This is a genomic window from Psychrobacter sp. FME6 (assembly GCF_014861365.1).
Lineage (GTDB): Bacteria > Pseudomonadota > Gammaproteobacteria > Pseudomonadales > Moraxellaceae > Psychrobacter.
Genome location: NZ_RRYW01000004.1, coordinates 23,049 through 45,053, shown reverse-complemented (window position 1 = coordinate 45,053; position 22,005 = coordinate 23,049). Strand labels below are relative to the sequence as shown.

Annotated in this window: 18 protein-coding genes and 1 pseudogene; 9 read left to right on the top strand and 10 right to left on the bottom strand. The window is 42.9% G+C overall.

What is annotated here, in order from left to right; translation table 11 throughout:
- Positions 1-34: 34 nt before the first annotated feature.
- From EI162_RS01290 to EI162_RS01275, 4 genes and pseudogenes are all read left to right on the top strand, one after another.
- Positions 35-1,420, top strand: a complete 1,386-nt coding sequence (locus EI162_RS01290) for an SAM-dependent methyltransferase (protein ID WP_192522625.1) — start codon at positions 35-37, stop codon at positions 1,418-1,420.
- Between the two features lie 96 nt (positions 1,421-1,516).
- Positions 1,517-1,927 carry a DUF2177 family protein gene (locus EI162_RS01285; RefSeq protein ID WP_192522624.1) on the top strand — a complete coding sequence of 137 codons (411 nt, stop codon included), beginning with the start codon at positions 1,517-1,519 and terminating at the stop codon, positions 1,925-1,927.
- A gap of 138 nt (positions 1,928-2,065) precedes the next feature.
- Positions 2,066-2,569 (top strand): annotated as a pseudogene (locus EI162_RS01280) (acyl-CoA thioesterase); the annotation flags it as partial.
- A 303-nt stretch (positions 2,570-2,872) separates the two neighbouring features.
- Positions 2,873-4,009 carry a cation diffusion facilitator family transporter gene (locus EI162_RS01275; protein WP_192522623.1) on the top strand — a complete coding sequence of 379 codons (1,137 nt, stop codon included), beginning with the start codon at positions 2,873-2,875 and terminating at the stop codon, positions 4,007-4,009.
- A 151-nt stretch (positions 4,010-4,160) separates the two neighbouring features.
- Here EI162_RS01275 and dps read toward each other — a convergent pair whose 3' ends face one another.
- Positions 4,161-4,643 carry a DNA starvation/stationary phase protection protein Dps gene (gene dps, locus EI162_RS01270; RefSeq protein WP_192522622.1) on the bottom strand — a complete coding sequence of 161 codons (483 nt, stop codon included), beginning with the start codon at positions 4,641-4,643 and terminating at the stop codon, positions 4,161-4,163.
- A gap of 381 nt (positions 4,644-5,024) precedes the next feature.
- Between dps and uvrB the strand changes: the two genes are divergently transcribed.
- Positions 5,025-7,136 (top strand): excinuclease ABC subunit UvrB, encoded by a 2,112-nt coding sequence (gene uvrB / locus EI162_RS01265; RefSeq protein ID WP_192522621.1) that lies wholly within the window; start codon positions 5,025-5,027, stop codon positions 7,134-7,136.
- 529 nt (positions 7,137-7,665) lie between these two features.
- A complete protein-coding gene (locus tag EI162_RS01260; protein ID WP_192522620.1) occupies positions 7,666-8,043 on the top strand; it encodes a hypothetical protein in 378 nt (125 codons plus the stop codon).
- A 162-nt stretch (positions 8,044-8,205) separates the two neighbouring features.
- On the opposite strand, the gene EI162_RS01255 is transcribed toward EI162_RS01260, so the two are convergent.
- The gene (locus EI162_RS01255) at positions 8,206-8,595 is read right to left on the bottom strand and encodes a hypothetical protein (RefSeq protein WP_192522619.1); all 390 of its coding nucleotides are present in this window, start codon (positions 8,593-8,595) and stop codon (positions 8,206-8,208) included.
- A 294-nt stretch (positions 8,596-8,889) separates the two neighbouring features.
- On the bottom strand, positions 8,890-9,405 hold the full coding sequence (locus EI162_RS01250) for a hypothetical protein (protein ID WP_192522618.1): 516 nt from the start codon (positions 9,403-9,405) through the stop codon (positions 8,890-8,892).
- A gap of 294 nt (positions 9,406-9,699) precedes the next feature.
- On the opposite strand from EI162_RS01250, the gene recJ reads away from it, so the two are divergent.
- Positions 9,700-11,514 carry a single-stranded-DNA-specific exonuclease RecJ gene (gene recJ, locus EI162_RS01245; protein ID WP_192522617.1) on the top strand — a complete coding sequence of 605 codons (1,815 nt, stop codon included), beginning with the start codon at positions 9,700-9,702 and terminating at the stop codon, positions 11,512-11,514.
- A gap of 135 nt (positions 11,515-11,649) precedes the next feature.
- Here the strand turns inward: recJ and EI162_RS01240 are convergent, their stop codons facing one another.
- From EI162_RS01240 to EI162_RS01210, 7 genes are all read right to left on the bottom strand, one after another.
- Positions 11,650-12,498 (bottom strand): trimeric intracellular cation channel family protein, encoded by an 849-nt coding sequence (locus EI162_RS01240; protein WP_225736883.1) that lies wholly within the window; start codon positions 12,496-12,498, stop codon positions 11,650-11,652.
- Positions 12,499-12,548: 50 nt separating this feature from the next.
- Entirely contained in the window at positions 12,549-13,184 is a 636-nt protein-coding gene (locus EI162_RS01235; protein WP_192522616.1) for a trimeric intracellular cation channel family protein, read from the bottom strand.
- A gap of 15 nt (positions 13,185-13,199) precedes the next feature.
- On the bottom strand, positions 13,200-14,375 hold the full coding sequence (locus EI162_RS01230) for a multidrug resistance efflux transporter family protein (RefSeq protein WP_192522615.1): 1,176 nt from the start codon (positions 14,373-14,375) through the stop codon (positions 13,200-13,202).
- A gap of 97 nt (positions 14,376-14,472) precedes the next feature.
- On the bottom strand, positions 14,473-15,219 hold the full coding sequence (queE, locus tag EI162_RS01225; protein WP_192522614.1) for a 7-carboxy-7-deazaguanine synthase QueE: 747 nt from the start codon (positions 15,217-15,219) through the stop codon (positions 14,473-14,475).
- Between the two features lie 272 nt (positions 15,220-15,491).
- A complete protein-coding gene (gene dapD / locus EI162_RS01220; protein WP_192522613.1) occupies positions 15,492-16,313 on the bottom strand; it encodes a 2,3,4,5-tetrahydropyridine-2,6-dicarboxylate N-succinyltransferase in 822 nt (273 codons plus the stop codon).
- Between the two features lie 168 nt (positions 16,314-16,481).
- On the bottom strand, positions 16,482-17,423 hold the full coding sequence (locus EI162_RS01215; protein WP_192522612.1) for an alpha/beta hydrolase: 942 nt from the start codon (positions 17,421-17,423) through the stop codon (positions 16,482-16,484).
- A 189-nt stretch (positions 17,424-17,612) separates the two neighbouring features.
- A complete protein-coding gene (locus EI162_RS01210) occupies positions 17,613-19,379 on the bottom strand; it encodes an amidohydrolase (protein ID WP_192522611.1) in 1,767 nt (588 codons plus the stop codon).
- Positions 19,380-19,591: 212 nt separating this feature from the next.
- On the opposite strand from EI162_RS01210, the gene EI162_RS01205 reads away from it, so the two are divergent.
- Positions 19,592-20,887, top strand: a complete 1,296-nt coding sequence (locus EI162_RS01205; RefSeq protein WP_192522610.1) for an FAD-dependent oxidoreductase — start codon at positions 19,592-19,594, stop codon at positions 20,885-20,887.
- Positions 20,888-21,030: 143 nt separating this feature from the next.
- Positions 21,031-22,005 carry an arsenosugar biosynthesis radical SAM (seleno)protein ArsS gene (gene arsS, locus EI162_RS01200; RefSeq protein WP_192522609.1) on the top strand — a complete coding sequence of 325 codons (975 nt, stop codon included), beginning with the start codon at positions 21,031-21,033 and terminating at the stop codon, positions 22,003-22,005.

Sequence of the window (22,005 nt, the reverse complement as noted above, 5' to 3'; positions counted from 1 at the left end):
AAATACATGCCATTTAAACAAGGATAAGAAGACGATGTCAGTACGACCGACCGATAGAGCGCCCGCTTCAACACTAGCCAAGGTGACTACTAGCATCAGCCAAACGATCAATGAAAGCGCTATCTTACAACCTGTCAGTGATGGGATCAATCAAGTCGCAAGAAAGCTGATATTTCGTGCTTTAAACCATATTCAGTTTGGTAGCCTGACTATAATCGAAGCGTTTGGCGAGCAAGTGCCTAAAACAAATAGCTTTGGAAGCGTGTCTACTACTAGCACCGCAAGCAGTTCAGCAGTAGGCCGCCATTCGTTAAATGTCACTTTGATGATTCATGATAGTGCTGTTTATCGTCAGTTGCTACTTGGGGGCTCTATTGCTCTGGCAGACAGCTATATCAGTGGTGAATGGGATACGGATGATTTGACTGGCTTGATTCGGTTGGCGGCGCGTAACTTGGCGGTACTTAATAAGCTTGAGAGCCGTTTTGCGGGGGTGAGTAAGGCGTTTGAAAAAGCCAAGCACCAACTGCGTAAAAATGATAAATCTGGATCTAAGTCCAATATCTTAGCGCATTATGATTTGGGCAATGATATGTATCAGCGTTTTTTAGACGATACCATGATGTACTCATCAGCAGTTTATAAAAATACTGAAGCAACATTGGCTGAAGCGCAGCAGCATAAATTGGCGCTCATTTGTCAGCGGTTGCAACTCTCTGCTGATGATCATGTCATCGAAATCGGTACAGGTTGGGGTGGTTTTGCGATTTATGCCGCCACACATTATGGCTGTCAAATAACGACAACAACTATCTCGGATGCCCAATACGAAGAGGCGCAGAGTCGTGTTAAAGCGGCAGGTTTATCAGATAAAATAACCTTGCTGAAACAAGATTATCGCGAGCTGACAGGACAGTATGACAAATTGGTCAGTATCGAGATGATTGAGGCGGTTGGGCATGAGTATTTGCCGACTTTTTTTGCTAAATGTAATAGTCTCCTAAAGCCCACGGGGTTGATGGTATTGCAAGCGATTACTTTTAATGACCAAAACTACCAAGATTATATAAATTCGGTTGATTTTATTCAAACGCACATCTTTCCTGGTGGTTGCTTACTGTCCAATCAAGAACTAAACAATCAGTTTACTGAGCAGACCGATATGGTTATTAAGCAGCTACATGATTACGGTTTTGACTACGCGCATACGCTGCGGGATTGGCGTGCTGCCTTTATGGGGCAGCGCGAAGAGATAGTCGCGCTTGGTTATGATGAGACGTTTATCCGCTTGTGGGATTTTTACTTCTGTTACTGCGAAGGTGGGTTTTTGGAGCGGACGATTGGTGTGGTGCAATTGACAGCGGTGAAGCCAGATAATATTGATATCATGCATTTCTCTGACTTGCCATTGGCAATTTAATTATTGTAGATAACCACTTCATTGAGTCGTTAAATTGAGCCAAACATCTACATCGCTGTGCCGAATGTTTAGCGACCATTATAAAAGGATATTATTATGGGTTATGTATTTATTTATATTGCAGCCGTTGCCATATTTTTAGGTATTGATGCAGTTTGGCTCAAGACTATGACCGGTCTTTTTTATGAAAAACGTATCGGACATTTGCTTGCCGATGAGCCTAACATGATTGCCGCTGGCGTGTTTTATATGTTTTATCTACTGGTGCTGTGTATCATTATTCTCTATCCACAAATCAAAGCCAACGCTTCACTGGGTCATATTTTCTTGTTGGGTGGTTTGATAGGACTGATGGCTTATGGTACTTATGACTTTACCAGTTTGGCGTTGTATAAAGGCTATACCTTAGATACAGCCTTGGTTGATTTTGTCTGGGGTGGGTTATTAACGGGAACGGTCAGTACAATTGTGGCTTGGCTTGCATACCGTTTTCACTGGTTAAGTTGAGGGTCTGTCGTCTGATAGAACACTCTATATTTACCCCATAAAAACTATTTTTATCGGCTACTTATTTGCGCTATCTCAAAAGCTACTGTATAAATAAGATTCTGAATAAATAGGTTTTTGATAACGGTAAGGAATATTATGTCGCAATACAACACCAGCTCCACAGCTAAAAAAGCACCTTTAAACCATGAGCTATATATGTCGGTGCTAATGACGCCCGATATGGCCAACTTCATTGGTAATGTGCATGGCGGTGATTTGCTAAAGATGCTGGATCAGGTCGCCTATGCTTGTGCCAGCCGGTATAGCGGTAGTTATGTGGTGACGTTATCAGTCGATCAAGTGATGTTTCGTGAGCCAGTTTACGTTGGCGAATTAGTCACTTTTGCGGCAAGTGTCAATTATGTTGGTAAAACCTCGATGGAAGTGGGTATACGTGTCGAGGCAGAAGACGTCCGCGCTCGTACTGTGCGCCATACCAACAGCTGCTATTTTACCATGGTGGCCATTGATGATAACGGCAAACCAACACCAATACCTGAGCTTGAGATTAAAAACCCCATGCAGCAATGCCGCTTTGATGCAGGCCTAGAGCGTAAAAAAATGCGCATGGAAGACTCACATCGCCCCAGTTGTGGCATCGACGAAATGATTAGTGAAGACCTAGGCGGCAAAAATAAAACTGACCATGACACAGCTGACGGATATATGGTTGGAGAGCTGACAACTCATCAATCTAATAGTAAAAAAGATACACTTTAAGAAGAAATTTTGTAATAGTTAAAGCAACCAAAACTTAAACAAAGTCTCACGAAAACCTTACTGATAATAAACGGGTTTTCGACTAAATTTAATGGTTATTAAGATGGGTAAAGACAGTTAACGCTTAAAGTTAAAAAGTTAAATTGTGTTTATCCATTCTATACACTATGGATTGAGACTTACATGAGTTTAAAAAAACCAAAACCCGATTCAAAACCTCAACCCATACCGCGTGGTAGCTATACTCGCGGTACGGGTGGTTCTCAATCTGATATTAGCCTCAGTGCTGTAGTCGATACATCTACTAAAACTCCCCCTCATACGGATCCTACGCCTAACAATAATAGTAAAAAATCTGGTTCACTAATCACTGTGCTGATTGCAGTGGGTGCCAATCTTCTTATTGCCATCGCCAAAACAGTGGCTGCATTTATGACCGGCTCTGCTTCTATGATTGCGGAATCAGCACACTCGTGGGCAGATGCAGGCAACGGCACTTTACTCATTGTGGCAGAAAAGAAAGCCGTCAAACCCGTCAAACCCGCCGATAAAAGCCATCCATTAGGCTATGGCAAAGAGTCGTATGTGTGGTCGATGATTGCCGCCTTTGGTGTCTTTATGGCAGGCTCAGTTGTCTCTATTTATACCGGTATTACTGAATGGAATGCGCCTGAAGCCGAGACTAATTATACCATTGGCTTTATTGTTTTAGCGGTTGCATTTTTGCTTGAAGGCTTCTCTTTGGTGCAAGCTTATCGACAGAGTAAAAAGCAAGGTGAGGCGCTTAATGTCAGTGCTATCGGTTATGTCATTGATACGTCCAATCCAACCTTACGCGGCGTATTTTTTGAGGATTTGGCAGCAGTGATTGGCTTGGTAATAGCGGCAGCAGCGATGGGGATGCATGCTTATACTGGACAGCCGTTTTGGGATGCACTTGGGTCGATTATTGTAGGAATATTGCTAGGTGTGGTTGCAATATTCTTAATCAGTCGTAACCGTGACTTTCTGGTAGGACATAGAGTCTCAGACAAAATGCATTGTTATGTATTAACCGAACTGCTCGATCATCCGGATATCGATAGTGTCTCTTATCTACACTTAGAGTGGGTTGGGCCTAAAAAGATATTTATGGTGGCAGCAGTTGATATTGCTGGTAACCAACAAGAGCAAACGATCGCACAAAAAATCGAAGATATCGAAAACCAGTTCCGTGACAATCCAATATTTCAAGAAGCTATTTTGACGCTGTCAGTGCCCAATGCCGAAGTTCTGCATTTGCCTAATAGCCAAGCCAGTAACACTAATATGATTGGTTAAAAGTAAAAGAGACGCGCTTGTTATAAAGTGCCGCTTCTACCCGCGTAAAAAAAACGGTCGTCTAATTAGACGACCATTTTTTTACTAAACTTTTTTATTTCAAGGCTTTATTGTTTCAAGACTTTTTTATTTCAAGCGATGAGTCATCGTCTTATTTCTTTGGCGCATTGGCACCGATGAACCAAGCATCTTTATCAATAGTGCGGCTCACTTCTGTCAATAGGTCCGCAGTATCTTCGTCACCGGCGTCACCAGCAGTATCGATTCCTTCACGCAATGAAGCTGCAATGGTTTTATAACGATTGGTAAGCTCACGAACGTGCTCATCTACTTTAGTGATATCAGTAGGGTAGGTCTCTAAAATAGAGTCTTCAACGACACGTTTTGAGATACCATTGGCTTTACCGCCGAGGATAACAATGCGTTCAGCGACCGTGTCAAAAGCCTCAGTCAAACGATCATAGGTCTCATCTAATAATTGATGAACGCCAATGAAACCAGTACCTTGTAGATTCCAATGGCATTGTTTACTGTCCATACTTAAATCAATCAGATTGGCTAAATTAGAGTTTAACAAATCTACCATTTTTTTTGCAGTTTCATTATCTATTCCACTCGCGTAACGTTCTCTCATATTTTGCTCCGTTATTTATTAAGTTTATTTTATTGATTTGAATGTTTAACGTGTTGTTATTGGTTTCTTGCTTATGTACTACTTGTTAATTCATGATCAATAATAGCAGCTTAAATCGATGTTGGTAGCATTGAGTGTTAGGCTTTATTGGGTGCTCGTGTAATGACTTTGTTAACCGTGAAAGACTTTGTAATTTTAGCGGATGCTGTGTGCATTTTTTATAACTATTTTAATGTTTTTTATCAAAAGTAAAGTAGGCGTTAGCATATTTAAGAATGCATGTTTCGCCAGTGGTAGGCTAGATAATAACGCTTGATTGTCCTTTAAAAATAGATGGTTAGACCCCACATTGTTATAAACCTTAATAAGAAGAAAGCCATTATGCGAATGCCTGAACCGCGCTCGTCGCGTCAGTTAAACCAATTGGCCACTCAGCTACAGGGTGAAGCTGAAATTAGTGGTGTCAATGCGTCTGGGACGCAAATATCAAGTCGTGCCTTTGAGATGGTCACTGATTTTGAGCCCGCTGGTGATCAGCCGCAAGCAATCGAAAAGCTGGTCAAGGGTATCAACACTGGTATGGACGAGCAGTTGCTATTGGGGGTGACGGGTTCTGGTAAGACCTATACGATGGCAAAGGTCATCTCTGAGTGCCAACGTCCGACTATTATTATGGCGCATAATAAAACCCTAGCTGCCCAGCTATATGGTGAGTTTAAGTCGTTTTTCCCTAATAATGCGGTGGAATACTTCGTCAGTTATTATGATTATTATCAGCCGGAAGCTTATGTGGCTGCTAGTGATACCTTTATTGAAAAAGACAGCGCCATTAACGATCATATTGATCAGATGCGCTTGTCAGCGACGCGTGCACTCCTTGAGCGTCGTGATGCGATTATCGTCGCGTCGGTATCGTGTATCTATGGTTTGGGCGATCCAGAAAGCTATCTTAAAATGCTACTGCATGTCGTCGTTGGTGACAAAATAGACCGTACCGCGACGATTAAGCGTTTGGTCGAAATGCAATATACTCGTAATGAGCTGGACTTTGGGCGCGGTACGTATCGATTACGCGGCGAGCTATTGGATATTTATCCTGCTGAGTCTGAACAGTTGGCGGTACGTGTGCATCTGTTTGATAATGAAGTTGAAAAAATTACGTGGTTTGATCCTTTAACAGGAAAAACGGTGCGTAGCGTGCCGCGTATTACCATTTATCCAAAATCGCATTACGTAACACCGCGTAATAAATTAGAAGCTGCTAGCCATACCATTCGCGCTGAGCTTGAGCCACGCTTGGAGTATTTCCGCGATAATAATAAATTGGTTGAAGCCCAGCGTCTCAAAGAACGTACGCAGTATGACCTTGAGATGATTCAACAGCTCGGCTACTGTAACGGTATCGAAAACTACTCACAGCATCTCTCTGGACGTCCATCGGGGGAAGCGCCGCCGACTTTGTTTGATTATATTCCAGAAGATGCTTTATTGTTCCTCGATGAATCACATGTGACCGTTTCGCAAATTGGGGCGATGTATAAAGGCGATAGATCGCGTAAAGAAAACTTGGTCAATTATGGCTTTCGTCTGCCGAGTGCGATGAATAATCGGCCAATGAAGTTTGAAGAGTGGGAGCGTATCAAGCCAAAGACTATTTATGTTAGTGCCACGCCTGCATTATATGAGCTTGAACACAGCGAGCAAGTGGTCGAGCAAGTGGTGCGTCCAACCGGACTGATTGACCCTGAGATTGAGATTCGTCCAGTATTAACGCAGGTCGATGATGTGCTATCGGAGATTACCAAACGCCGTGAAAAAGATGAGCGCGTATTGATTACCACCTTGACCAAGCGTATGTCAGAAGATTTGACCAGTTATTTGAAAGAGTACGATGTCAAAGTTGCGTACTTGCATTCAGACATTGACACCGTTGAACGCACGCAAATTATCCATGAATTGCGTACTGGCGTGCATGATGTGTTAGTCGGTATTAATCTGTTGCGTGAAGGCTTGGATATGCCTGAGGTGTCATTGGTGGCGATATTTGATGCCGATAAAGAGGGCTTTTTGCGTTCTGAGCGTGCGTTGATTCAGACCATTGGTCGTGCTGCGCGTCACTTGAATGGTAAAGCCATCCTTTATGCCGATCGCATCACCAACAGTATGCAAAAAGCGATTGATGAGACCGATCGCCGCCGCGAAAAGCAAATTGCCTTTAATATCGAGCATAACATCACCCCAAAAGGCGCGCGCCGTAGTATCACTGATAAAATTGATACAGGCGATGACCTTGATGCCAATGATAATCAAGCGATTCCGGTCAAAAGTAATCTGCCCGATGTAGATATCAATATCCTACGTAGTCCTGATTTACTTGCCAAAGAAATCAAGCGTTTAGAAAAGCAAATGCAACAGATGTCACGTGATCTTAAGTTTGAAGAAGCCGCGAAGACTCGTGATAAAGTGTTGGAGTTAAAAGCACATTTGATTTAATGGATAAAGCTAAAGTTTGAAAAAATGAGGACGGGTTACGAGGGTGACTCGTTTTTTTCGTTTAGGGGCTGTATAGAATTCATCTATTAGGACTGCTGATCGCTAAAATAATTCCAGACTAGGCGTAAATCGAAGGTAATGTCGAGACCTTAGCTAGATTTACAACAACGTCTGGGGCGATTTTAGCATCAGTCCGAAGGAACAGGACTATTTTTTGCCACTTCATAGCCAAAACTATCGCGCTTAGAATAACTAAACTTACTATTTTTGGCGTCGAATTGCCTAAAAAATAGTCTCTGTCAGTTCCTTAGCTGAATTCTATACAGCCCCTAGTCTGATGTATAAGGTTGATATAGGCTTTTACCAACCTCAAACGTAGTTTTACATATTCCATCTTAAAAACCAGTTATACATCTTATAGGATAAGCTAATAAAGTAGGCTCTATTAAGTAGGTAAACAAGGCTGAGTAATGGTCGTAGAGTCAGGCATGCTAACGTATTTTATAATTTTAAGGTTGTGACTATAGTTATGTTTGATATCAAATCATTTTTTAAACGAGAAGTAGAAAAAAAGCTCATCAATGTGGATGACTACATTTTTATGCCTGAGCGTGTAGAGATGGAGCTAGAAGGCGGTCTATTAAATTGTGTACTCAATAGCGATGGTCGAGTTGATATTTTTTATACCAAGCAAGGGGTGACAGAGGTCAGCTCAGCATCGCGTAAGCATCCATTTACGGCGTTCGAAACTGAGCTATATCATGGCGTTTATGATGATATTATTCATGATTTAGTCAAAGAGGTAAGTAAAATACTTGATGGTAAATCAACGTACTTTCGCCATAACAAAACATTAGCGCCTACCGCATCTTTAATGTCTAAGCCGCATACTACAAATAAACTGTAAACCAGTTTAGATTAATGCGATTGTAGAAAATACTGCAAGAAATCAATAATAAAGAAGGGTGCGTTATATATAACGCACCCTTCTTTTTTTATTTTACAACTATATTAAATTCAATCAAACCTAAGCGCCACTTAATGAGCCTAATTTTTTACCCCGACTGCTTTATTTAGCGAAATTTGCATAGCAGCTTTGTAGGGATTTGGCGACGACTCTGGTGACCAGCTGTGTGCGATATTGTGCATCTATTGCGGCATTGCCCAGTTCAACGATAGTGACTTGCTGCGGCGCTTGCTCACTAACGCAGCCACAAACATTGTTTTTCACAGCTTCTTGTTGCGTTTCAGTCATCGCCACGCTCGCAACACGCCAAGCATTTTGTTTTTCAATTTGGCTACGGCACTGATTGTCGATGGCAGATTTAAAAACATTCATGCCAATCTCATTTGCAGTACCTATCGCATTGTCTGCATTATTATTCATACCGCCAGTGGTTGTGCATCCAGCTAAAGCAAAAGTGGCAAGCATTATGGTTGAAGCCAAGCGTTTTTTCATAAGTTAGTCCTTTAACGTCTTTATTTATTTTTGAAGTTTATGTTTGGCTATTATTTATCTCATTTTTATCACTATTTTCAAAATGAGAACAGGCTCTAGTCGACAGGTGTTTTTGCCAAACAAGTGGTATATTATCAGTAAAGCCTATCAATGACACCATTAACCATGATTGGCTCAGACTGTATCAGTAAACATAAAAAACCAGCTAAGACAAATATGTTTAGCTGGCTAGTAATAGACGACTGTCTCGAATAAATGGCATTATCTAATATTGAACTCTAATATTGAATGGTTTTAAACATTTTTACCATGCTGTTTGGTTTGAATGTCTTTGGCCAATTTATAGCACTCGTTGATATGGTCAGTGGCGATTTTCTTAAAAATCATATAACCCATAGTTGCCGCGACCAATTGCCCGCCAAGTGGAATAAATTTAGTGACCTGCTTGGCCGCGATACGACCACCGAATCCTTGAACCGTTTTTTTAACGATACCACGTGTCGCCATTAAACCGGCAAAATCAACAGTACGGTCTTTTAGCGCACCCCAATGTACTTCACGTGACTCTAAATCAACAGCGCCTTGACGATCTTTCAACAGCCCAAAGCGTTCACTGATTTCAGGTAACAGCATGGTTAGCATACCGGCATCAACGGCCACATCGAAAAATGGCACAGGAACGATAGCAACACCAGCTGAGAGCTTGGCGCGCTTTTTAACCAGACCCAGACATTCTTTTTTGACTTTTTCGAGGTCTAGATTAGGATCAATAGTGTTGGGTAGTTTTTCAGCGACTGGCGTGGTTTTCATAAAGTTTCCTTATAAGTTAACAAATTTATTAAAAACGATATAACGTCTCAAATATAAATAGGCCAATAGATAGCGAATATCTCAGTTGTTATCTATTTTATGGATTTATAAGCGGCATACAATCATTGCTTTGTAGCAAAATGCAGAAAAATACAGTCGCTATGCACCGTTTTTGTAAATAGCCCGCCTGAATATAAATTATGTCATGCTGAGCCCGTAAGCAATCGATAACCTTATACGGCAGTATTAAAAATTACCATTGTGACCGCTTACCAAAGTCAGTAGAATACTGGCATGCTAAAATTAACCTCCCGTTATACCAGCACTCGCATCGACGAGTTGCCCGCCGCGTTGCAACCGCTTGCCGCCCAATCCTTAACCCTTGCTCGCCTATATGCGGGTCGAGGAATCGTGCAGCCTGATGAGCTTGAAACTCAGCTGTCCGGTTTATTGCCTGCTGAGATGCTACAGGGTGTCACTGAAGCGGTGCGTTTATTGGACGTCGCTATTGATGAAGGGCAACGTATTCTTATCGTTGGTGACTTTGATTGTGATGGGGCGACCAGCACGGCGCTGATGATGCGTGCACTGACAGCGATGGGCGCGGTGGTCGATTTCTTGGTGCCTGACCGCTTTAAATATGGTTATGGTTTGACGCCAGAAATCGTCGAATTGGGTATCGAAACCTATCGACCTGACTTGATTGTCACGGTAGACAATGGCATTTCAAGCCATGAAGGTGTGGCACGCGCGCAAGCCGATGGTATCACCGTCATTATTACAGACCATCACCTCACGACTAAAGAAACGCCACCTGCTGAAGCTGTGGTCAATCCCAATCAGCTTGGTTGCCACTTTACTAGTAAGGCTTTAGTAGGGGTTGGAGTAGCGTTTTATGTCCTCGGTCGATTGGCAAAATTACGCCGTGAAGCAAGCAAGTCTACCGTCCAAGTCAGCCAGTATTTGGATTTGGTGGCACTTGGTACGATTGCTGATGTGGGTGTACTCGATAAAAACAATCGTATTCTCGTACATCATGGACTGGCAGCTATTCGTCAAGGGCGCTGCTCGCTAGGAATATTAGCGTTACTTGAGCAGGCAGGACGCGACCCCAAGCAGTTACATGCGCAAGACTTTGGTTTTGTCTTAGGACCGCGTATCAATGCCGCTGGGCGTATGGATAACATGCGTATAGGTATCGAGTGCTTATTAACGGATGATTGGCCAACCGCACAACGACTGGCGCAAGAGCTTGAGCAGCTTAATCGTACTCGTCGTCATGTCGAAGGCGAGATGCGTACGCAAGCGGATAGTATTGTGCAAGCGCTAGCTACTACTAATACAGATAGTGATAGTGATGAAAGTAGTGAGCTTATTGTCCAGAATAAGCCTGAAAAAAAGATAATTGACGATCGCAATCGTAGCATCGTTTTATATCAAGATGATTGGCATCAAGGCGTTATCGGTATCGTCGCAGGACGTTTAAAAGAAAGCCATTATCTGCCGAGTATCGTCTTTGCCCCAGCAGATACAGAGCGTACTGGTGACGACGATGCGATTAAAGGCTCAGCTCGCTCTATCGCTGGCGTGCATATTCGTGATGCGATTGAACAAGTTGCCGAACAGCACCCTGATTTAATCAGCCATTTTGGTGGTCATGCCATGGCAGCTGGCTTGACTATTAAACGCCGTAACTTTGAGGGTTTTGTGTCAGCATTTAACGAAGTCATGGCACAAATGGATGATGAAGTGTTTGCTGAGCAAAAATTTACCGATGGAGCATTACAAGCGAGTGACTTTAGCTTATGGTTCGCTGAGCATTTAGCCGATGCCAGTATCTGGGGTCATGGCTTTGCGCCACCGATATTTGATGGCGTATTTGAAGTGCTAAGCTTTAAGATATTAAAAGACAAGCACCTTAAGCTGTCGCTGCGTTATCCTGAGGTCCAGTATCCGATTGAGGCCATTCAATTTAATTTTGATAGCAACGCTTGGGACTATCGCGCCGAAAACGTACATATTCTATTTGAGTTAGATATTAATGAATGGAATGGCAAACAAAGTCTGCAATTAATGGTTAAGGATTTGGCGGTTATTACTGAGACCTAAAAGTATTGCTCATGATTATTGATTTAAAAGGGCGTTAATCTTGATGATTGACGCCCTTTTTTTTGATTTTACACGTTGTGTTTACTATCGATTGTAGTACCAATTCAATATAAAAATGCACGCTTACATTCGATCTTAAATATGATTTTTCTTCATCAAACTAATATCTGGAAAATGCCAATCATAGCGTACTGCTAACATGCGGATGACGAAAATAGTAATCATCGTCACGGATTCTTTTATCCAAGGCGTAAAACCCATACCTTCCATGACAAAATATAATATCCCGCCAAGAATCGCTGCGGTCACATAAATCTCGCGCTGCAATACCAATGGAATCTCATTACATAGCATGTCACGAATGACTGTTCCAAACAAAATATTCAACACCCCAAGTAGGATACAAACAGGAATATTTGCGCCCATTTCTTGTGCGACTTGGATGCCGATTAAGGTGAAAATAGCCAGCGCCAAGCCATCAAACAGCTTTAATAAGCCGTCCACATGTCGTGCTTTTGGATTACAAAACATCTGAAAGCCAACTGAAGTGATCGTAATAATAAGTAAGTAGTTCATATTCACCATCCAAAATAGTGGATAGCGATCAAGAATAATATCACGCGCGGTAGGGCCACTGATAGCGGCAATCATTGCCACTAAAATACAGCCAAACACATCAAAGTTCTTATGTTTGGCTAAAATGGTTCCTGAGACACTACAGGCAAAAATACCAAACATCTCAAGCCAAAACATAAACGAGGTTGGCTCAAATCGCGTCACAAACTCGGGCGTTAGAACGAGTGGACTCTGCACCACAGTATCAACAGCTGGACTCACAGAGACAGCAACGCTAGAGGAGGCCATAACGTTTAAAGGTGAGGCGAATAACATGTCAAAAGATTGGCCAAATAAAGTCACACAACAGGCATTTAGCCAGGCATAGACACTGACGCTAATAACATCGACGCTAATAAAACTGATCATAAAGATTCACATAGAAAATGTGCTCAGGCAGCTAAGAGGTTAGGCACCTGTTAATCCACTAAGCGTATGGAGGGAAGATGCCAGTCAAATTTGAGTGCCAACATGCGCACGGTAAAAATGACAAACAGCATTATAAATTCATTAATAACAGTATCAACACCCCAGTGATCGAGCACTAGGTAAGTCAACGATCCTACAATACTGGCGGTAATATAAATCTCACGCTGGAGCAATAAAGGTATTTCATTGCAGATGATATCACGTAGTAACCCACCAATAATGGCAGTCCAAACGGCCATCATCATAGCAATGACTGGTGACATATCTTGTGCCAGCGCGACGTTAAATCCAATAACACTGAAAGCCGCAAGTCCAATGGCATCAAAGAGTTTGAGCGCATTATCAATCTTATGGTACAGATGAAAGAATATCTGTAAAACAAGCGAGGTGACAGTAATCACGATAATATAGTTGAGATCGGTCATCCAAAATAGCGGATGGCGATCAAGTGCCATGTCACGTAGTGTACCGCCACCAATGGCGTTGACCATTGATACCAATATACAGCCTGCAATATCAAAGCCTTTGTGCTGCGCCAGCAAAGTGCCGGCGATAGCGCAAGCAATGACGCCAACCATATCTAAGAGATATAGCAAAATATCAGGAAAGATAAAATTGTTCATCATTGCTATCTGCTAGCCTCAACCATCTTTCGCAAATAATATCAGCCCGAGCATAATCAGCCCGATACCGACCAATCCCAAGGCAGAAGGTACGGCATTATTAAGCAATAATATGCCACCGATTAACGCAAATATCACCTCACTGGCTTGGGTAGAGTCGACCCCAGCCACCTCACTAGAAGTAACCGCTTTTTCACGCGCATATAAGAATATACTCGTCGCTGCCACCCCTGCCAGTATAGCCACTAGCAAGGTGTTAAAGATTTGGGCAGTATCGGGTTGCTCAGGGCGCACTATCACGCCTAAAATAAGCCAAAATGGCAAACTACCGAGGGTCATGAGCCATACTTTATTAAAGGCATTTTGCAGTAGTGTGGTTTCGATAGCAGGAATGCGAGCGATGAGGTTTTGTAAGGCGGATGTCGGCTCAGCTATAGCTGCATTGGTTTCACTGTTAACGTCGTTAGCATTGGTGTTAGCTGTATCATAGCTGGCGGCAGGTAAATCGTAAGCTTCTGATATGAGCGGTTGGCTATGATCGTCGATACTGTTTTTATGAGCAGCATTTTTATGAGCCGCATTTTCTCTCGCCTGTTGTTGCTCGGCGCTATGCTTACGGGAGTTGTGAGACACTTGCCAAACCAGCTGATTACCGATTGGATAACTAAAAGCAGCAACCAGCGCAGGCAGTGCACCATATAGTATCATATCTCTCATTGGTACAGTATTGGCATCAGCTAGAGCAGAAGCACGTAAACCCTCGCTGAGGTTGACCAATACCACCCCAATAAAGACTAGAAAAGCATAAATAATGAACTTTTTGTCGAAGCGTTGCCCAAATGCCAGTAATACCAATAAACTGGTAACCACGGTAAACATAAAGGTCGCGGCGACTACCCAGCCTGCAACATGGTCACCAGCATAACAAATTCCGGTATAAAATACCCCAAAACCGATACTGCCGGTGACACACCAAAAGCCCCAGTGTTGCCGAAAAATAGTCGTCAACTCTTTGATACGACCAAAGCCATGCTGCATGGTGATAATGACGGTAATGATGAGCCACATAAAAATGTAGCGCAGGCTCGCTGACCAAAACCAATGACCACCGGCGTCACTCATGAGCTCATTTAAAATAAAGGTGGAGCTAAAAAATGCGCCCGCCAATAAGCCCAATAAAATTAATTTGACCATCCCTGTGTCCTTACCGTCAGCTTGCGATTTGTTTGTTTCGTTTTTTCAAATGGTTGGTGCAGACTATCTGATTTTTTTATTTTAGAGTTTTGATTGTTTATTTACCCTTGGCATCCGCCCAAATGATTTTGTGCAGTTGCAACTGAAAACGTACCGGTAGGGCATCGGCCAGTATCCATTCAGCCAGTTCACGCGCCAGTACGGGTACATCGGAGATGCTCATCTCTTTACTAGCATCTGCATCGATATCGTCCGCGACATTGAACATCGGTGAAAACCAAACTGTACCGACCAATTCATTGAGATTATGCTCAATCAGTTTTGTCTTCGACCAGTCATAATCTTCGCGGTTCATAATGACAAATTTAATTTGGTCATGTTGAGTCAAATAATCCAAATTCGACCAAAGATTTTTATCGGCTTCACCTGAGCTTGGGGTTTTAAGATCCATGACTTTACTGACCGCTGTCGGTACGTTTTCGACCGTGAGCGCGCCTGCCGTTTCAAGCGAAATCTCATAACCATCGTTTAGTAGACGCTTCATCAACTCGATAGCATTTGGCTGTGCTAAAGGTTCGCCACCTGTGAGGCAGATGCGCTTACAGGGAAAACTTGCGATGGTTGCCATGATGGTCTCAAGCGACTGCCGCTCGCCACCGCTAAAAGCATATTCAGTATCGCAGTAGACACAGCGTAGCGGACAACCAGTCAAGCGCACAAATATCGTCGGCAAGCCTGAGGTAAGCGCTTCGCCTTGTAGGGAATAAAAGATCTCAGTCAAACGTAACCCTGCTTCAGGGTCAGTGACAGGAATGGCCGCGCTGCGTAAAGATAACTCACTCATAATATTTCAAATACAGTTAGAAGATTGATAATGCGAACAAGCATATATCAAATAAAAGACAGTGTGATGGTATGAATAGCGCGAAGGCTAAGCGATACGAAAAGATGCGAAAATAAAAAAGTGAATTATAACGTAATGTCTGTTATTAAGCTGCTATTAAGCGACAAAAAAGACGCTGGAATAAACCCCAGCATCTTATTTTCTTACCATGATTAGGGGGCGTCCCCAATGTTTTCAAAATGAAGACACGCCCTCGCGTCACTATGAAGTGTTTAGTCTAAACGTAGTAGCTCATTAACTGCAGTTTTCGCACGCGTTTGCGCATCAACTTTTTTCACAATAATAGCAGCATACAAGCTATGGGTGCCATCTTTTGAAGGTAAAGTACCAGGAACGACGACTGAACCAGCTGGTACACGGCCGCGATGAATTTCGCCTGTTTCGCGGTCATAAATACGGGTTGATTGGCCGATATAGACACCCATGGAGATGACTGCACCTTCTTCGACGATAACGCCTTCAACGATTTCAGAGCGCGCGCCGATGAAGCAGTTGTCTTCGATAATCGTCGGGTTGGCTTGTAGCGGCTCTAAAACACCGCCGATACCAACACCACCTGATAAATGGACGTTTTTACCGATTTGAGCGCACGAACCAACCGTTGCCCACGTATCTACCATGGCACCTTGATCAATATAAGCACCGATATTGACATACGACGGCATCAATACTGCGCCTGCTGCAATGTATGAGCCTTTACGAGCCACAGCTGGTGGTACAACACGTACGCCGGCTTCTTTAAATTGCGCTTCAGTCCAGTCAGCAAACTTAGTCGGTACTTTGTCATAAAATTGCAGGTGTTCGCCAGCTGCTTGTACGTAATTGTCGTTTAAACGGAACGATAGTAATACCGCTTTTTTTGCCCACTGGTTGACGACCCATTCGCCATCCTTTTTTTCCGCAACACGTAAGCGACCGTTATCGAGTTGCTCAAGCACTTGCTCGATGGCATCACGAATATCTGGCGGCATGGTAGAGGGGCTATATTCATTGCGGCTTTCAAAGGCTTGTTCGATGATTTGTTGTAATGACATAAAACCTCCTAAAATTGATGAAAAAAATAAATAAATGAGAGGTAAGTAAATATAAATATTATAATTAATTAACTGATATCGTCTAAACTAAAAAATGGCCTGCCGTATTATTGTCGCTAATTTAGCGGTTTTTAGCAAACAAGTTCAGTACGAACATCAGTGCAGGTGTTAATGGTCAGAGGTATTACTATCAAGCCACTCTAAGATATCTTGATAAACTACCTTGTTGTTTTTTTCATGCAGCGGTTCATGGCGCATATGAGGGTAGAGCTGTACAGATACTTGATTAAAATGTTGTTTGTCTAAACGGCTGGCAATTTTGCGAATGCCACGGCCCATATCACCAATGGGGTCATTTTCGCCACTGAGCAATAACATTGGAAAGTCTTTAGCAATCGTCGTCGCCCAGTTTTTATTCAACCCCGCTTCCATTAGAGTGAACAAGGTCATAAAGCCGTTATTGGTAAAATCAAAACCGGTCAATGGATCGGCTTCATAGGCTTCGATAGCAGCAGGGTTTTCATTAATCCAAGCAAACGGTGAGGAAGAAATACGATTATCAAGTTTGCTGTTAAGTACTTTATTCATCACATTAGCAAATAAAGCATTTGGCTTTTTAGGCGCAGCTTTTGCCAATAGTTTATTAACGGGCAGCAATACTTTGGTCAATGGATTGGCGTCTGCCGTACCCATTAGGATGGCACCTGTAAAGTTGCGTGCATGGTGTTTGAGTACGTTGCGTACAATAAACGAGCCCATAGAATGGCCCATCACAAAATGCGGCACATTTGGATGGCGCTCCTTTAAACTGTCTGCCATCACGATGACGTCTTTTAATAACGACTGTACCGGATGCTCTTCGCCAAAAAATCCAAAGTCATCTTCTGATTTAATGGTCTTTCCATGACCCAGCTGATCATAAGTGGCTACGGCGATACCATTATCAGCTAAAAACTGCGCAAAGTCTGCATAGCGGCCGCTGTGCTCCGCCATACCATGTACGATGAGTAAGGTAGCCGTAATAGCTGTTTCATTGTCACTTGGTTCAAAAAAAGTATGATGTAGATAATGGGTATTGTCAGATGAGGTGATTTGTTCAGCAGTGCTCATAAGCGATTCCTAGTAATATTAGTGATAATGTTGATTTTTATAAAAAAGTGCGAAAAAACGGTTTTGAAAAAACCATTTCAAAAAGATTAAAGACAACTAACATTAAAGACAACTATAGTCGAACTCAGGTGAATTCGACTATAGAGTTTATAATTTATCTGTCATATGACTCTACATAGAGTCCGTTATTTATTTTGCTGGACGCTGATAAATCGTTTTGCCTTCTTTGATGGTCGTTACCACGTTAATATCCTTTAGCTTATTCGGTGCTATGGTCAATGGATTGGCGTCTAATATCACCAAGTCAGCCAATTTACCTTGGGTTAAGGTGCCTTTGCTGTCCTCTTCATAATACTCATAAGCGGCGTTGGTGGTAATGGCTTTTAACGCTTGATAGGGGCTGGCACGTTGGTCTTTACCAATGATTTTGCCAGAACGCGACGTACGATTGACCGCTGACCAAACGGTAAATAAAGGGTCAACTGGCGTCACCGTATCATCAGAATGATTGGTGTATTTCAGGCCCATTTTATCAGCAGTGGCTATCGGGCTTGAGAAGTTAGCGCGTTTTTCGCCTAAATTTTCGACATGGACGTCACCCCAAAAATACGTATGATTGGTAAAGAACGAAGGCATCATATTATATTTTTTGAAAGCTTGTAGCTGATCGGGACGCGCAAATTGGGCATGGATAGGCACAGTGCGGCGATCCTTATCAGCGGCTTGACCGGTTTTCTTCACCGCGTATTCGTGCGCTTTGATAATCATATCGGTCGCGCCATCGCCGTTATTATGAATAAATAATTGATTGTCGCGGGCGTAAGCTTTGACAAACATCTCATTGAGCGCATCTTGGCTGACACTAGGTAGACCGCGGCAGTCCTTTTCACAGTCTGGCACTGGGGTAATATAAGGTTGACTAAAATAAGCGGTTTTACCTTGCGGCGAGCCATCGGCAACGATTTTAGTGCCTTGCACTTTAAAGCCGTTTTGATAGGTCTTCCACACAAAATCTTTATCGGCTAAGTTTTCATCTAAATCACTGACGCCCGCAAGCGCGACCAAATCTATTTTAAGCTTACCTGCATCGGATTGCTTTTGGAAAAACTCAATAGTGTTACGTGCTGTGGAGCCATTATGAGCAGTTGTTAAACCATTTTCGGCATAATAATCTTGCGTTTTTTCAAAGAATTTGGCTTGATTGGGCTCTAATACCTCGAGCATATGGCGCACAAAAGGATACATGGCGGTTTCTTGTACCAGACCATTGAGTTCGCTAGAGCCTTTGACGCGTGCAATATTACCGCCCTCTGGGTTTTTACTGTCGGCAGTGACCTCCATTGCTGCTAGGCCTTTACTGTTCGCCACGCCCATATGGCCACTGGTATGCTGTAGGTAAACAGGGTTATTAGGCAAGGCTTTATCGATTTCACCCTTGGTTGGATGGCGCTGTTCTGTTAATTGGCTTTCGTCATAACCCCAACCGTATATCCACTCGCCATCAGCGATATTATTGTCTTTTTTATAGGCTTTTAGTGCGGCTAGCATTTTATCGATGCTATCGACTTTGCCAACGGGAGGCGGGTTTAAATTGACTTGTCCCATGGTATTCGACACCATATCAAAATGGCTGTGCGGATCGATAAAGCCTGGTAGCAATGTCTTGTCGTTCAAATTGACTTGTGCGGCGTTGTTATATTTTGATTGAGCAGTATCTAGAGTACCAACGTAAGCGATTTTACCCGCTTGAGTGACCAATGCTTCTGCCATTTGTGGATTATCACCCTCCATGGTGATGATATTGCCATTGTAATAAACTGTCGCTGAGGAATCGCCGGTTTGTGAGGTTGGTTGATTGACTGTGGCTGAGGTGGCAGTTGGTGAAGTGGCGCAGCCCATAATGCTCGCTAGTCCAAGGCTTAGTAAAGTTGGCTTGATTATTGTGCTTATCGTCATCGTGCTATCCTCAAAGATCATTTAATAAATTTATATATTCAAATAGATATTATGACCAATTTAACGGCAAAGCCCTATACGGTCAAACGTATTTGTGTAGTTGTCTGCTTTGTGTAAGCGGCTCTATAACAAAATCGTTACCTAATGCTCAAATAATAGGCTTATAGGAATGGATAACCCAGCTATGAAAAACCAGCTATGAAAAACCAGCTATGAAAAAACTGTTATTAGCAGGAGCGGGGCATGCTCATATTGGCTTGTTACGCCGCCTTAGTAATGAGCGCGCAGACGATGCAATATTTATCAATACTGATGTTACTTTGATAACAGAGCAGCCACAGACGATTTATTCAGGTATGTTGCCTGGTTGGATGGCGGGACATTATCAACTCGATGATATCTGTATTGATGTAAAGTCGCTTTGTTTGCGAGCAGGTGTGCGCTTTGTTCAACGTCCGATAGTGAAAGTGGATGCTACTTCTCGCACAGTCATCACCAGTGGCAACAAACCATGCGGTGCTGGCTATGGTTGTTATTATAACTATGATTATGACGTGCTGTCCTTAAATACGGGCGCTGACACCAATCTAGACTGGTTAGAGACCAACAAGCGTCATCGTTTTGACAAAGAAATCGCTGATAAAGAGGGCATTGATAAAGAAAGCACTGATAAAGAGAATATTTATAAACAGACCTCCGATACAAAAGGTGTTATTGCTATCAGGCCGTTACATTACTTTGCGCGGCAGTGGCAACAAATCATTGCGGCGGCAAAGCAAACAACCCATTACCGACTGGCTATCGTTGGTGCTGGCGCTGCGGCGATGGAATTAGTGATGGCAGCGCAGGTTATATTGCAGCAGATTCACCCCAGTCACCAAGCCTATTTGGTCTGCGGTGAGCATTTATTGTCTGGATTTGATAATCGTTTTAGAAAGCGTGTCATTGGTCAGCTTAAACGCCATGATATTGAAGTCGTTTTTGCAAGAGCCATCGGCTTTGCTGAAGGGCGGTTGCTGCTGTCAGACTCATCATCAACTTCCTCGTTTGAGCATTCTTCACAGCAATCATCACAGACGTCTTTGCCAGTTGATGCTGTCATTGCTGCTACTGGTGTCACAGGATCAGCATGGACAGCGCATACCGATATTGCAACCATAGACAATGGGTTTATAGCGGTCAATCGTGTGCAGCAGAGTACCTCGCACCCTAACGTATTTGCCGTTGGCGATGTATGTACGCGTGTTGATCAAGATATGGCGCACTCTGGCGTGCATGCCGTGTTTGGCGGTATTGTAGAAGCTGATAATCTATTGGCATATTTGGCAGATGAGCCCCTGCAAAGCTATGAGCCATTGCAAAGCTATGAGCCAAAAAAGCGTACGTTATATTTACTCTCTTGCGGCGATAAGTACGCCATCGGCAGTTGGGGTAAGTATAGTTTACAAGGTCGATGGGTTTGGACTCTCAAACGATACATTGATAAGCGCTTTATCAATGCCAAATAAAAGCGATATAATCAAATATTATTGATTAGATAAACTTTAATATGGTTATATATTAATAAGACAGCAGGTATAAAGTCATCCTTCTTATCTTTTAAGACGTACTATAAAAATTGGCTCTTAAACCAACTGGGTTCTATACTTTTATGAAATCTACCATTGAATTACTCGAGTTCACCGATTTTCCTGCGATCAAACGTCGCGAATTGACGGTATTACAAGTTAATATGGGCTACTTATGTAATATGTCCTGCGTGCATTGTCACGTGGCGGCTAGCCCTTATCGCACAGAGATGATGTCGCGTGAATTGGTTGAGCTGATACCAAAAGTGCTACAGGCACAAGGTATTCATACGCTGGATTTGACTGGCGGCGCACCTGAGATGCACGAAGATTTTAAGTATTTGGTTAAAGCGGCGCGGGCATTAGGTGTCAAAGTGATCGATCGCTGCAATTTAACGATTTTAATGGAAGATGGGTTTGAGGGTTTGGCCCAGTTCTTAGCAGATAACCAAGTAGAAATTATTGCTTCTTTGCCGTGTTATTCGCTCAAAAACGTGGATAAGCAGCGCGGCAAAGGTGCCTTTGATGACAGTATTTTAGGGCTACATAAGCTCAATGCGCTGGGTTATGGTAAGTCTGGCTCAAATCTCACTCTAAACCTCGTCTATAACCCACAAGGCGCTACGTTACCACCTGATCAGCAGCAATTAGAAGCAGATTATAAGCACGAGCTAAAACAACATTTCGATATTGAGTTCAATCAATTGTTTGCATTAACTAATATGCCCATTCAGCGTTTTGGCGCGGTACTATTAGCCAAAAATGAGTTTCATCCGTACATGGATTTGCTCAAAGCGAGCTATGAGGCTGAGAATTTAAAAGAGGTGATGTGCCGTGAGACGATAAGTGTCAATTGGTTGGGTGAATTGTTCGATTGCGATTTTAATCAGCAACTAGAGATGCCAGTGCCCAATAAGTCGCGCCGTCATTTACGAGACTTACTGACTCAGCATCCTAGTGGTGACGATATCGCTATCGGTGATCATTGCTATGGTTGTACAGCGGGCCAAGGTAGCAGTTGTGGTGGCTCCTTAGAAGAAAAAGATAGCGTTATTTAA

Excerpts from the sequence above, each read along its gene's own strand:
- EI162_RS01255 (WP_192522619.1), bottom strand. The coding sequence starts at position 8,595 with ATGAAAAAACGCTTGGCTTCAACCATAATGCTTGCCACTTTTGCTTTA.
- EI162_RS01230 (WP_192522615.1), bottom strand. The coding sequence starts at position 14,375 with ATGGTCAAATTAATTTTATTGGGCTTATTGGCGGGCGCATTTTTTAGC.
- queE (WP_192522614.1), bottom strand. The coding sequence starts at position 15,219 with ATGAGTGAGTTATCTTTACGCAGCGCGGCCATTCCTGTCACTGACCCT.
- recJ (WP_192522617.1), top strand. The coding sequence starts at position 9,700 with ATGCTAAAATTAACCTCCCGTTATACCAGCACTCGCATCGACGAGTTG.
- EI162_RS01205 (WP_192522610.1), top strand. The coding sequence starts at position 19,592 with ATGAAAAAACTGTTATTAGCAGGAGCGGGGCATGCTCATATTGGCTTG.
- EI162_RS01210 (WP_192522611.1), bottom strand. The coding sequence starts at position 19,379 with ATGACGATAAGCACAATAATCAAGCCAACTTTACTAAGCCTTGGACTA.
- EI162_RS01290 (WP_192522625.1), top strand. The coding sequence starts at position 35 with ATGTCAGTACGACCGACCGATAGAGCGCCCGCTTCAACACTAGCCAAG.
- EI162_RS01250 (WP_192522618.1), bottom strand. The coding sequence starts at position 9,405 with ATGAAAACCACGCCAGTCGCTGAAAAACTACCCAACACTATTGATCCT.
- EI162_RS01215 (WP_192522612.1), bottom strand. The coding sequence starts at position 17,423 with ATGAGCACTGCTGAACAAATCACCTCATCTGACAATACCCATTATCTA.
- dapD (WP_192522613.1), bottom strand. The coding sequence starts at position 16,313 with ATGTCATTACAACAAATCATCGAACAAGCCTTTGAAAGCCGCAATGAA.
- EI162_RS01260 (WP_192522620.1), top strand. The coding sequence starts at position 7,666 with ATGTTTGATATCAAATCATTTTTTAAACGAGAAGTAGAAAAAAAGCTC.
- arsS (WP_192522609.1), top strand. The coding sequence starts at position 21,031 with ATGAAATCTACCATTGAATTACTCGAGTTCACCGATTTTCCTGCGATC.
- EI162_RS01235 (WP_192522616.1), bottom strand. The coding sequence starts at position 13,184 with ATGATGAACAATTTTATCTTTCCTGATATTTTGCTATATCTCTTAGAT.
- uvrB (WP_192522621.1), top strand. The coding sequence starts at position 5,025 with ATGCGAATGCCTGAACCGCGCTCGTCGCGTCAGTTAAACCAATTGGCC.
- dps (WP_192522622.1), bottom strand. The coding sequence starts at position 4,643 with ATGAGAGAACGTTACGCGAGTGGAATAGATAATGAAACTGCAAAAAAA.
- EI162_RS01285 (WP_192522624.1), top strand. The coding sequence starts at position 1,517 with ATGGGTTATGTATTTATTTATATTGCAGCCGTTGCCATATTTTTAGGT.
- EI162_RS01240 (WP_225736883.1), bottom strand. The coding sequence starts at position 12,498 with ATGATCAGTTTTATTAGCGTCGATGTTATTAGCGTCAGTGTCTATGCC.
- EI162_RS01275 (WP_192522623.1), top strand. The coding sequence starts at position 2,873 with ATGAGTTTAAAAAAACCAAAACCCGATTCAAAACCTCAACCCATACCG.